The 13,546-nt window shown below is 40.9% G+C and carries 7 protein-coding genes and 1 pseudogene; 4 read left to right on the top strand and 4 right to left on the bottom strand.

What is annotated here, in order from left to right:
* Window positions 1-23: 23 nt before the first annotated feature.
* Window positions 24-965, bottom strand: a complete 942-nt coding sequence (locus tag VB693_RS28000; protein WP_323269113.1) for a transposase — start codon at window positions 963-965, stop codon at window positions 24-26.
* A 679-nt stretch (window positions 966-1,644) separates the two neighbouring features.
* On the opposite strand from VB693_RS28000, the gene VB693_RS27995 reads away from it, so the two are divergent.
* Window positions 1,645-3,693, top strand: a complete 2,049-nt coding sequence (locus tag VB693_RS27995; protein WP_323269112.1) for a prolyl oligopeptidase family serine peptidase — start codon at window positions 1,645-1,647, stop codon at window positions 3,691-3,693.
* 13 nt (window positions 3,694-3,706) lie between these two features.
* On the opposite strand, the pseudogene VB693_RS27990 reads toward VB693_RS27995, so the two are convergent.
* Window positions 3,707-4,164: pseudogene (locus VB693_RS27990) on the bottom strand (Uma2 family endonuclease).
* 186 nt (window positions 4,165-4,350) lie between these two features.
* Between VB693_RS27990 and VB693_RS27985 the strand changes: the two are divergent.
* A complete protein-coding gene (locus VB693_RS27985; protein WP_323269111.1) occupies window positions 4,351-5,106 on the top strand; it encodes a TspO/MBR family protein in 756 nt (251 codons plus the stop codon).
* A 248-nt stretch (window positions 5,107-5,354) separates the two neighbouring features.
* Window positions 5,355-8,123, top strand: coding sequence for a pitrilysin family protein (locus VB693_RS27980; protein ID WP_323269110.1), 2,769 nt, complete (start codon window positions 5,355-5,357; stop codon window positions 8,121-8,123).
* A 211-nt stretch (window positions 8,124-8,334) separates the two neighbouring features.
* Here VB693_RS27980 and bchM read toward each other — a convergent pair whose 3' ends face one another.
* A complete protein-coding gene (bchM, locus tag VB693_RS27975) occupies window positions 8,335-9,024 on the bottom strand; it encodes a magnesium protoporphyrin IX methyltransferase (RefSeq protein ID WP_323269109.1) in 690 nt (229 codons plus the stop codon).
* Window positions 9,025-9,379: 355 nt separating this feature from the next.
* Here bchM and VB693_RS27970 point away from each other — a divergent pair, with 355 nt between their 5' ends.
* On the top strand, window positions 9,380-11,461 hold the full coding sequence (locus VB693_RS27970) for a cation:proton antiporter (RefSeq protein WP_323269108.1): 2,082 nt from the start codon (window positions 9,380-9,382) through the stop codon (window positions 11,459-11,461).
* A gap of 260 nt (window positions 11,462-11,721) precedes the next feature.
* On the opposite strand, the gene VB693_RS27965 is transcribed toward VB693_RS27970, so the two are convergent.
* A partial coding sequence (locus VB693_RS27965; RefSeq protein ID WP_323269107.1) for an SUMF1/EgtB/PvdO family nonheme iron enzyme occupies window positions 11,722-13,546 on the bottom strand: 1,825 nt, incomplete at its 5' end.

Below are 13,546 nucleotides of genomic sequence, written 5' to 3'. Positions count from 1 at the left end.
TTCGTGTAATTAATTTTGTTTAATTACTTATCTTCGTTAGCACCAAAAAGCTGCAAAGAATGGAATGATTCCCATCCCTGATGCAAGCAACCCTTAACCCACTGCCAACCAATCCTCAAATAGCTATTGCCACGCTGCCAATGGCAATCCACTCGGCGGCGAAGCCCACAGGCAACCACTGCTTGTCCTTGGCAGGTTAGGTAGAGTGTTGCCACTGCTAAAACTAAACATAAGCGAGACAGTGCAATAGAGGAGCGGATTTGAGAACGTTCTAACTCAAAACCATTAGATTTATCATCCAAAAAGTTCTCTTCAATATCGAATCTTTGGCTGTATTCGTGAAATGTTTGGAGAGTGGGAGTTTCATCGCTGATGATGTACCAAAGTTCTCCACTAATCGGATCACGGGAAGCAGCAACAGATACCAACCCATAGGGATCAGTTTTAGTGATCTTCACTCCTTGGAGTAACACCGCTTCTCCTAAACCCAGATGAAATTGCTGAAGTTGACGTGGTGGCTTCCCTCCACACCAAACCCACAAGTCATTTTTGCCTCGAATCCGGTAATGCCACCCTAATTCAACTTTTAGATAGCGCAAGAGGCGGGTATCAACAAAAGCTCTATCAGCAAGAAACCTAACTTCTATACCAGTTGGTATAAGGCGTGAAACTCGACGTAATAATGGCTGGTACACTTCAAAGGAAATACTGCTACTTTTATGACGTAGTACTCGCCATCCCATCGGTACAGCACGTCCACGATATTCCACACATACTCGTACTATACAATACTCATTCCACAGCATTGTGGTATCTAAAATTAGTACCATCACTTCCTGTTTCCAGTCTTTCACCGCAGAGCGGATGATAGCTCCATAAACGGAATGTACGTTGATACGACTATTGTGTAGCCATCTGCTAAACCGTCTTTGGCGACTCTGGGCAAACAATGCTCGACTTTGCACATAAATCCCCCCGCAAGGTTAAATTTATACACTCAGCGCAAATTAATGCAATCACCATCCAAACTAGTGTCTTTAAGTGTCTTATGTCTGCCCATGTTTTCGATGGACTCAGTAGTTTGAACAAGTCATCATATAAACGCTCGGTCGCTTCCATCTGTTTCTCTATCTGTGTTTTGTCACCAGCTAGAGTACGGCGAAATTACTCGTTATGGAAGTCTGCGCCTCCTTTTTTCTCTGCTTCAATTTCTTGTACTCAGACTTTTGTCAGTCAACCAGAGTCAAGGCTGCGGTGTATACACAAATCTGGGCGCAGTGTATCTGTCCCGCCTCGGAATCAATTCCGAGTCTCATAGCGCAAATCCTCTAAAGAGGACTCCATAAAGAATCCAGTCCAATTGAGTGGAATTTCGCTATGAGCCTTGTCACAGCAGCCATAGTAGGATTATGCGGTTTATTTGCTTTGCGATCGCATGGCTAAAATCGAGGTTAGGTCTGATGAATGATTGTCAGATTGAATTTGCGATCGCTCTCATCCCCTCTTCCTATAAAATTATTTCCCTCGTAATTGCAAGAATTATCAGCCGAAAGATAGAAGTTTACCTTCTGAGAATATCAACGAACATTTTTCATTTGATAATAAACTATTAGTTGATGCTGATGAAATTTATTCTGAATTATTATGATTTACCCCCATACCCATAAGAATGATCAAGTTGATAATTATCACGGTACTTTAGTTACAGATCCTTACCGTTGGTTAGAAGACCCTGACTCAGAAGAAACAAAAGCTTGGGTTGAGGCACAAAATCAAATTACTTTCGCTTACCTAGAAGAAATTCCTGCCAGAGAGAAAATCAAACAGCGTCTCACTAAACTGTGGGACTATGAAAAATATGGTATTCCCTTTAAAGAGGGAGAAAATTATTTCTATTTCAAAAATGATGGACTGCAAAATCAAAGTGTTCTTTATACTTTGAAATCCCTTAATGCTGAACCAAGAGTTTTACTCGACCCCAATAAATTATCTGAAGATGGGACTGTAGCTCTTTCGGGGGTTACGGTTAGTGATAATGGTAAGTTATTAGCTTATGGTTTATCTACTTCTGGTTCTGATTGGCAAGAATGGCAAGTGCGAGATATAAAAACTGGCGCAGATTTACCAGAGCAGATTAAGTGGGTTAAATTTTCTGGTGTATCTTGGACACAGGATAACCAAGGGTTTTTCTACAGTCGTTATGATGAACCCAATGAACAAACAAAATTAGAAGACGTTAACTATTATCAAAAGCTTTATTATCACCGCTTGGGTACTCCTCAAACTGAAGATATTTTAATTTATCATCGTCCTGATCAAAAAGAGTGGGGTTTTAATGGTGATGTAACAGAAGATGGTAAATATTTGATTATTTCTGTTTGGTTGGGAACTGATTCCCGAAATCTAGTTTTTTACAAAGATTTAACTAACACTAATGGGGAAGTTGTCGAACTAATTAATCAGTTTGAAGCCGATTATAGTTTTATTGATCACGATGATAGTGTGTTCTATTTCCGCACTGATTTAGATGCACCAAGGGGTAGAGTAATTGCGATTGATACTAACAACTCTGCAAAGGAAGTATGGCAAGAAATTATTCCTCAAACTGAGGCAACTTTAGAAGGGGTAAATATATTGAATAATCAGTTTGTAGCTGATTATTTAAAAGATGCTCACTCCCAAATTAAATTTTTTGACCTCAATGGTATATTTATTCGCGAGGTAGAATTACCTGGACTTGGTTCAGTGGGTGGGTTTGGTGGTAAGCGATATGATACAGAAACTTTTTATAGCTTCACCAGTTTCACAACACCAGGAACTATTTACCGCTACGACATGGTAACGGGAAAAAGTGAGATTTTTAAACAGCCAATTATAGATTTTAATCCTGCTGATTATGAAACCAAACAAGTTTTTTACGAGAGTAAAGATGGTACACCAGTATCGATGTTTATTACCCACAAAAAAGGGATGCAATTAGATGGGAATAATCCCACTTATCTCTATGCTTATGGTGGTTTTAGGGTTTCACTCACTCCCAGTTTTTCTGTGAATACGTTGGTATGGATGGAGATGGGGGGTGTTTATGCGATGCCAAATCTGCGTGGTGGTGGAGAATATGGTGAAGAATGGCATCAAGCAGGGATGAAGGAGAAAAAGCAGAATGTTTTTGATGATTTTATAGCGGCGGCTGAGTGGCTGATTGATCATAATTACACAAAAACTGCAAAACTAGCGATCGCAGGTGGTAGTAATGGCGGTTTGTTAGTCGGTGCTTTTATGACTCAGCGTCCTGAATTATTCGGTGCAGCTTTACCAGCCGTTGGCGTAATGGATATGTTGCGGTTTCATAAATTTACCATCGGCTGGGCTTGGACTGCTGAATATGGTTCGCCAGATCATCCCGAAGATTTCCCAACTCTTTACGCCTATTCACCTCTGCATAATCTCAAGCCACATACAGCCTACCCAGCTACCTTAATCACTACAGCAGATCATGATGATCGCGTTGTTCCTGCTCATAGTTTCAAATTTGCAGCAACTTTGCAAGCAGCTCACGCTGGTGATGCGCCAACGTTAATTAGAATTGAGACTAAGGCGGGACATGGTGCAGGTAAACCTACAGCCAAAATCATTGAGGAAGCAGCAGATAAGTGGGCTTTTTTAGTCAAGAATTTGGATGTTGATGTTTAGCTTGATCACAAAGCTACACCACACCAGCTTGAAAAATTTGGTTGGCGGTGAGATTTAATTGGGGAAAGTTTGGGAAACAATGCGTTCCTCATCTCGAAACTTGCTGATTTGATATTCCCCATCAACCAAGTTACAGACACAGATTGTTTGTTGTTTAGGATATTCTTTTTTCCATAATTTTTCGTTGACCAGATTTGCACGATTTAGTACCAACACATCTGGGAAATAACCAGAATCTTTACTATCAGGTATAACTATGGCTTGGTTAGGAATAAAGTAGGGAAAACCTAATCTGTCAATCGCTGCACTCAGCTTAATTGTCAAAAATCCTTTAACTTCTTCATGTTCCCCCACGGGTTGTGCCATTTCAATAATATTTCCGTGATGTAGTTCGTAACGTACCCCAGAATTTTCAAGTAGCCAACCCACAAATTCCTTGAAAGTAAAAATTTTGGATAATGCTTGGGTCATAGCTTTTAAGATTGCTGATGATGGAAATATTATCTCTCAAAACTTTTAAAACAGCCTCTTAGCGATGGGAGTGTCAATATAAATCTGATGTGCAATGCAGATGAGAATATTACTCTCTATCTGACATTACATTATCATATAATGACTTATTATGACTAATTACAAACTACGCACAAGCTCTTAATTATGAGTCAATCCAATAATAGTGGAATACTTGAAAAGTTTGTCAATACAGTTATGGGAGTAAAAACTCTTAATCAACAACAGTCTCCAGATAAACCAATAGCTACTACACAAGAACTAGATATCAGAGCAGTTTTAGTTTATAAACTAGGAACTATCCTGCAAATAGTAGTCATGGTTCTTGTGTTGCTGGGAATGGAAAAATTAGTAATGTTGATTGATAATAATTCTTTCTTTCCTGCTTGGTTTAGCACTTTATTGACTGGATTATTTTTTGCTCTATTAAGTATCCGTTCCCGAATGTTTTCTCTTTTAGATAATACCCGTTCTGGTCAGACCTATGACCAGATAATCAGACCTAGATGGGCGCCTCCACCTTTAGCATTTCCCATAGTTTGGATGATAATTGCCGTTTTACGGGTAATTTCTTCTGTGTTAGTTTGGCAGCAAATGAATCACCAATTTTTAGTGCTGCCTTTAATTTTGTTTGTGGTACATCTGGCTTTAGGGGATACTTGGAATACGATTTTCACTGTAGAACGGAGATTAGGTGCTGCTGTTCCTGTCGTTATTTTAGGACCTTGGTTATCTGCTGTAGTAGTGACGGCTATTTATTGGCAAACTAATCCTATAGCGGGAATGACTTTATCATTTTCTTGTGTATGGCTAACTGTAGCGGCTGTATTGGTATTGAGAATTTGGCAGTTAAATGGATCTGAGCCATTGTATCCTCTAAAATTAACACCTGTGGAAAAATAAATACACAAAATTCACCTTGACATAACAGCAAGGAAAAATATCATTTGACTTATAAAAAACGGTGGATCAATTAACAATCTACCGTTTTTTATACTCTTAAAGCACATAGCAGTGGATCAATTGAGCCAGTACATAATTTTGGGTAAGTCGGCTGTAGAAATTAGCAAACATGATTTTAGAGCGATCGCTAGTTACACTTAAGAAACTGTCAACCGCCGGGTTTGATAACTTAAGAATGTAAACCGCTTATGAAACTCCGCCCATATATGCTGATAGGTTTCTTTCTCAGCATCCTTTTGAGTATTTTGCCTGTGGCGAGCAATTTGACGATCGCAGCCACACCAACACCAGCCGTTACACCCGTGTCTGGTTTGTCTTTTACTCAAGGAGTGCAGAAAACAGTATTAGATAACGGTTTAACTGTACTCACCAAAGAAGTGCATACTGCGCCAGTGGTGAGTGTACAGGTTTGGTATAAAGTTGGCTCACGGAATGAAGCCAAGGGAGAAAACGGTATCTCCCACCAGCTTGAGCATTTGATGTTCAAGGGAACTACAAACCGTCCGGTGCAGTTTGGGCGGTTGTTTAGTGCTTTGGGTAGTCAATTTAATGCTTTCACTAGCTACGACGAAACGGCTTACTTTGGTACGGTGGAGCGAAACAAACTAGAAGCTTTGCTGACTCTAGAAGCAGACCGCATGAAAAATGCTTTGATAGAGCCAGAACAATTAACTAGTGAAAAACGAGTGGTGATCTCTGAGTTGCAGGGATATGAAAACTCACCCAATTATCGTTTAAGTCGGGCAGTCATGCGAGCTGCTTTTCCTAACCGCGCCTATGGCTTACCTGTGGGTGGGACAAAAGCCGATGTGGAACAATTCACACTAGAACAGGTAAGGAATTACTACCAAAAATATTACAGTCCAGATAATGCCACCTTGGTCATCACAGGAGATTTTGCTACAGAACCTGCACTAAATATAGTGCAAACAACTTTTGGGAAATTACCCCGGACAGATCCAGAGGATAAGGGGATAAGGAAAGAACTGGATAAAAATACTGCTAATAAAGCACCGATAGTTTTAAAAGAACCTGGAAGTGCGGCGTTATTGCAAGCGGTGTATCCTTTACCCGATATTAATCATCCTGATGTCCCAGCAATTGATGTCATGGATGCTATTCTTACGGGTGGACGTAGTTCTAGACTTTATCAAGCTTTGGTGGAATCTGGTCTGGCTAGTTCTATAAGTGGTAGTGCAGTAGAACTTATCGAACCGGGTTGGTATGAAATTACTGCTACAGCCGCACCAGGACAAAAGCTAGCCAAAATTACTGAGGTATTGCAAACATCTCTATCCAAACTGCAACAGCAGCCAGTTTCCCCAGGCGAATTGAACAGAGCCAAGACGCAAATGCAAGCAGCGTTTGTGCTGGGTAATCAAGACATCACCAGCCAAGCTAACCAATTGGGATATAGCCAAACGATCGCCGGAAATTATCACTATATTGAAAAATATTTAGCTGCGATCGCTCAAGTCACCCCTGCTGATATTCAAAAAGTCGCGAAAACTTACCTCAATCCCGCAAAACAAACCATCGGCTATTTTGAACCAACCCAACTCGATGGTCAAGCCGGAACTACCGATGCTAGTTCTGGTCGCACTGTGGAGAACTTCGACCCCGGTAAACCCGTAGACCCGGCAGAATTGGCTAAATATCTGCCTCCTGTCACCACATCTACAGATACCAACAAACAATCTTTACCACAACAGCTTTCTCTCACCAATGGTTTGCGGGTATTGCTATTACCTGACCGTAGTGTCCCTACAATTAACTTAAGTGGACAGATTGGCGCAGGTAGTGAATTTGATGGTAATCCCAAAGCAGGATTAGCTAGTCTCACAGCTACTAATTTAATGAATGGGACAAAGACAAAAGATGCTCTCACCTTGGCACAAACTCTAGAAGACCGAGGTGCTAGTTTAAATTTTGGTGCTGGACGTGAGGGTGTAAACATTAGTGGTCAAGGGTTATCAGCAAATCTGCCGATCATCATGCAAACTCTAGCAGATGTGCTGCAAAATGCCTCTTTTCCCAACGACCAGCTAGAACTCAGCCGCCAAAGGGCATTAATTAGCCTCAAAGCCCAACTAGATGATCCTAGTGGATTAGGTAGAAGAGTATTCCAGCAGGCAATTTACCCCGCAAATCACCCCTTCCACAGCTTCCCAACGCCGGAAAGTTTAAACAGTATTACTCGTAATGATGTGGTGAACTTTTATCGCAACCATTACCGACCAGACACTACAACACTAGCTTTAGTGGGTGATTTTGACCCAGCGCAGGTAAAAGAGTTACTCAATCAGTCCCTGGGGAAATGGCAAGCTATTGGTCAACCGCGTACCCTGAAATCACCAACAGTATCATTACCGCCAACTTTGACCCGCATTAACAAGGTGATTCCAGGTAAAGCCGAAGCTGTAACTTACATTGGCTATAACGGCATTTCTCGCAAAGACCCCCGTTACTATGCAGCATTGGTACTGAATCAGATTTTGGGTGGTGATACCTTATCCAGTCGCTTGGGTACAGAAGTGCGCGATCGCCTGGGTTTAACCTATGGTATTTATAGCGGCTTTGCGGCGGGGATAAATCCTGGCCCCTTCGTCATTCAAATGCAGACAGCACCAGGAGATGCTAATCAGGCGATCGCTAGCACTTTAGCATTACTCAAACAGTTACGGCAACAAGGAGTCACTGAAGCAGAATTAAACACCGCCAAACGTTCAATTACCAACAGTTATCCTGTGAATTTAGCTAACCCTAGTGATGTATCCAACATCATTTTAGATAATGCAGTCGTGGGACTATCACCAACAGAAATCCGTGAATTTCCCCAGCGCATTCAGTCAGTCAATATGGCTGAAATGCAGCAGGCAATTCAAGATTTAATTAAGCCAGAAAATCTGGTGATTGTCACAGCCGGGACGCTAAATACAGCATCTCAAGGTAACTAAGGGTATTCATCACAAAAATCTCCCCAACTTCTTAAACCTTTCCTTCCCCTAAACCCCTATTTGTTAAAAATCTCCCACTAGTGCCGTTAAACACTAGCAAAAAATCAAAAAAACACTCTTTTTCTACCCTGTCACCTGTCACCTGTCACCTGTCACCTCTATTTCAAAACCTCCCGCTAAATCAGGTACGCCTGATCTAGCGGTGAGTAGTTTATTGTTGGCGTGTAGCTTCTAAAATGCGAGAAAAGTAAAAACTAGTCTTAGTAAAAGCCTTCCTTTGGATAGCAAAGCCATTGCTTTCTAAAATTTTGATGACATTAGCTTCACGATGCAGATAGGCGCGGGTTGTTTTACTTGGCCCAGGAAAGAAACTGCCAATTTTTTTGAGCAAAGTCAAAGCACAGGTTTTAGGCGCAAAACTGAGAATGATTCTAGACTGAGCCAAAGAACAGAGGTGAGAAATCATCTCATCAGCTTTATCTTGGGGATAATGGATCAAGACATCTAAGCAAATAACAGTGTGATAATTGCCACTTAAAGATTCTAAATCCTGGACAGCAAAGGTAGGATTTTCGGCATTTCCCAAGGCTTCTAAGGCTCTTTGTTTACCTTCTTCTACCATTTTTTCCGAAATATCGCTGGCATAGACCTTAGCACCTGCTGTAGCTAAGGGAATGCTCAGACTACCCACACCACAACCAGCATCACAGATTGATAACTCTGCTAAATTGCCATCATTTTTCAGCCATTCGATAACACTATCCACAGTTTGCTGGTGGCCGTTGCGGATATCTAGCTGGACTTTATTAACTTCGCCATCGCCATAAATCCGTCTCCATCGGTCAAACCCTGTGGAATTGAAATACTCACGAACAATGGTTTTATCGTCGGCTGCGTTCATAAACTTCGATTTTTAAGGGTTCTCAATCCTTAAAATTATCATTGATAGTCAACAACAAGAACACTCTTCCAGATTTTTCTCAAATTATCTCTATTGAATTAGCCTCTGTGCTGATGGACGGGTAAAAATACTTGATAACAGCTATATCTAACTACTTCTGATACTAATTCTTACTTAGGTTACTAATCTGTTATTTAGTCTATCAATTAAATTAAAAGTGAATAAGGTTTGTTATTATAAGCCTATTCATTTTTTCAGGCTTTCTAAATTAATGTAAGTATTGTACCTGGTAAATTTTGGCAAAAAATCGTTTTTTAGACAGATTTTAACCTACAGACAATCATCATAATTACATATGGGTTCTAACTTACTAACCGATACTCCTATTATTGCGTTTACAATACTTCTGACAGTAATTTTTACTGTACCGCCGATATTTGAGCGATTAAGATTACCTGGATTAGTAGGACTACTATTAGCTGGTGTAATTTTGGGACAAAGTGGATTAAAGCTTCTCGACCCAGATTCTGACACTATCACACTACTTTCGGATATCGGCAAAATTTATTTAATGTTTGTTGCAGGGTTAGAGATTGATATTGAACAATTTCGGAAAACTAAAAATCGCTCAATAGGATTTGGAATTTTAACATTTTTAGTGCCAATGATTGCTGGCATTCTGGTAGGACGAATATTTAATTTTAGCTGGAATGCTTCTGTATTAATTGGTTCTTTATTAGCTTCTCATACCCTCTTAGCATATCCAATTGTGAGTCGCCTAGGAGTAGTAATGAATGAAGCTGTGACAGTGACAATTGGTGCGACGATTTTCACTGATACAGGTGCATTGCTAGTGCTAGCAATTTGTGTCGGAATTCATAGCGGAGAATTCACTACTTTAAGTTTATTAACTTTGTTAGGTGGACTAGCGATTTACTCAATTATTGTTCTGTTTGGCTTTGACTGGTTAGGTAAAGAGTTTTTTCGTCGTTCTGGAGATGAACAAAGTAATCAGTTTTTGTTCATTTTACTAGCATTGTTTTTAGCATCTGTTGGGGCGCAAATAATTGGAATAGAGAAAATTGTTGGTGCATTTCTAGCAGGTTTAGCTGTTAATGATGTTGTAGGACGTAGCCCTGTCAAGGAAAAAATTGAGTTTATTGGTAGTGTATTATTTATCCCTTGCTTTTTCGTAGACATGGGATTATTGATTAATATTCCGGCCTTTATTAAAACTCTTTCTTCCTTTTGGCTGACTTTGTTTATTGTTGTAGCTCTAATTGGCAGCAAATTTTTAGCCGCATTCTTCGCTAAATTGATTTACCGCTACAATACTGCGGAACTACTAACAATGTGGTCACTGTCACTACCACAGGTAGCGGCTACATTAGCAGCGACATTAGTTGCCTATCAAAGTATGAATGGCGCGGGTGAAAGGTTAATTGGTGAAGGTGTCTTAAATAGTGTAATTGTTTTGATGTTGGTGACAGCAATTTTAGGTCCAATAATTACAGCTAGGTTTGCCACTTCTTTACAACTTCCCCAAGCAGACTTAGACACAGATAGCCCGGCAATTTGGTGGGGAAATGTTGAGGAACATCTGGTAGAAGAAAATCACTATCCCTTTACTGTATTAGTACCAATATATAACCCCCAAACTCAGCGATTTCTGATAGAAATGGCAGCATTACTAGCGCGTCATGAATCAGGGCGGATTATGCCATTAGCGATTGCCCAAGCTCATGTACATATGGATGATCCACAATTAGGAATAGCACTAGAAAAGAGTCAGCAAAGATTGAAATTTGCTAAAGATATTAGTCAAGAGTTCGATGTGGAAGTGCTAACTGCTATTCGGATTGATGATGATGTAGCTTTAGGAATTAGCCGCACCAGCCGCGAACAAAATGCTAGTTTAGTGTTGATGGGTTGGTCTCGGACAACGGGTTTACGCGCTCGCTTATTTGGTAGTGTAATTGATAGTGTTTTCTGGTCATCTCATTGTCCAGTTGCGGTAGCACGTTTGTTAAATAGCCCCAGCACAATCCGCCGAATTCTAGTCCCAGTAGGGGACTTAATGCCGCAAACTGTAGGTGCTTTACGGTTTGCTCAAATCTTGGCCGATAGTAATCAAGGGGAGGTAGTGTTATTACACGTATGCGCTCTGAATACGCCTGTACCTCTGGTAGAACAGTTTGCATCGCAATTGTCTGATATTGTCGCTAACAGTCAGGTACAAGTGAATATAGAGATTAAAACAATTAGAGATGATGATGTTGCTAAAGCAATTATTCGCGAAGCCTCAGCTTTTGATTTAGCAGTGTTGCGTGCTGTTCGTTATCGGACAACAGGCGGATTTGCCGTTAGTGAGGTGACAACTCAAGTAATTAACGAATTGACCTGCTCTATTGTATTATTGGGAGCGTCTCATTCATGATTGCATGGTGATTATACTTTTACTCATCCTAACTTAGGCGTTGCTGCGAGCCAGCCAAGACAACCTGAATCATCGCTGAGAGATTAGACACCCGACTTTTTCAAAAAGTCGGGTGTCTAGGTTATCGCTGATACACTTGCTAAAATTGCCAATATCGTGTATCACTCTAATTTTTTATACATGAAATAAAAAATTTTCTCCCGCAAAGTGCGAAAACTTAAGAAGGGAAAAGAGAAAGGAGTGTAGAGGGTAATTAGTCCTTACGCGGAAACAAGAGCGACGCGAACACCGATAAGGTCGACACGGTTGTCGACTGCATACCTGAGACGGTTGGCACTGCGACAGGCTACTAGGTAGTTGTACCAAGAACCGCCACGCAGCAGCTTATATTCATTTGTGCTATTGAGCCATGCACTACCATCATTCGGAGCTTGATTGTAATCACCGTGCCACTCATCCTGACACCACTCCCATGTGTTACCACATATATCAAATAAACCAAAGGGGTTTGCAGGAAATTTTCCTACATCGGTTGTTTGTTGGTAACTACTTCCGTAATTCGCTAAATCCTTATTAATCGTCTCACCAAAGTAATATGGTGTAGTCGTCCTGGCGCGACAGGCATATTCCCATTCCGCCTCATTGGGTAAACGATAGATTCTCCCAGTTTTTCCAGATAATCTAGCGCAAAACTCCAACGCCTCATCCCAAGAAATCTGTTCCACCGGGCGGTTAGTACCTTTAAAATGGGATGGGTCGGGATTTAAATCAATCTTCACCTTAGTAAAAGCAGCGACAACTTTCCATTGAGCTTGGGTAACGGGAAATTTACCCATGAAAAAGGGTTTAACACTGACCTTATGTTGTGGACTTTCAGAACTAGATCGTTCTGGCTCATCTTCTGGTGAACCCATGAGAAATTTACCACCAGGAATCGCCACCATATCTAAAGCAACACCATAACCTAAGTTTTCTCTAAAATACTCAGCACGCCCCCGATTGCGGTTGATTTCATGTTTCTTCCCTAAACCCAAAAACCCTGAGTTTATAACTGTAACAGTAGCGGTGTCAAATTCAAAAGCCTGAGTTTGAATACCTGGGTTAGATTTTGGTTTAGATGCTTCCTGTTGTTGTTGTCTCTGTTGTTCCTGAAGCAACTTTTCAGCTTCCTGTTGCTGGCGTTGTAATTCGGCTTGTCGTTGTTGTTCTTGGCGTAATCTTTCTACTTCCTGCTGCTGACGCTGAGATTGTGACTGTTGTGGCGCAAACACCCGTGCTTCTATCGCCGCGATATCTTCATCCCGTAATCCCAAATATTGCTGATAGTCTTGTAAGTCCTTTTGCGTTCCCTGGCTAAAAGGATATTCTTGCTTGACTGCATCAATTAATGCCTGTTCATACTCTTGTAACTTGCGTTCATACCCCCGATAGGGTTGCAAAACTTGCTCTTGAATTTCTCTAGCTTCCTCCTCAGATAATCCCAACTCAACGCGCTTGGATTCTAGTATTCTCAACGCAAACACAGAAAAATTACCTTGACCTTGCTGGGCGCGATTTGTGACTTCTTGCAGATATAATTCCTTGTTAATCTCAACTAAGACTGTAGCTGGTAATGATACTGACACCGAGATTAAAGCTTGCAATGCTTCCGTGGCGTTAGGATAGCGCATACTGAAGTGATGGCGCACCATTTTAGTTAACACTTCACCCAAATGATCGCTCACTTGTACTTGATTTTGCCAGATAATTTCCCCCGTTTGGGTATCTTCTTCTAATTCTGAGGGCAAAACACCAGTCAAAGCTTGAATAGCCATTATCCCTAACGCATATAAATCGCTACCACAACAAGGTTTACCCCTATATTGCTCATAGGACATATAACCAGGTGTGCCAATCACCACGCTAGAGTTGACTTCACCTTGAGAGTTCACCATTAATGTACCAAGTTCTTTTACCGCCCCAAAGTCAATCAGCATAATTTTGCCATCCTGTTGTCGTCGCATCAGGTTTTGGGGTTTGATGTCGCGGTGAATCACTCCCTGTTGATGTACAAAAGATAAGATTTCTAGAGCATCCTGTAAAAGT

Source organism: Anabaena sp. UHCC 0399 (assembly GCF_034931465.1).
Classification (GTDB): domain Bacteria; phylum Cyanobacteriota; class Cyanobacteriia; order Cyanobacteriales; family Nostocaceae; genus Trichormus; species Trichormus minutissimus.
Note: the sequence above shows the minus strand (reverse complement) of the source record. Positions and strands in the feature narration are given on the sequence as shown.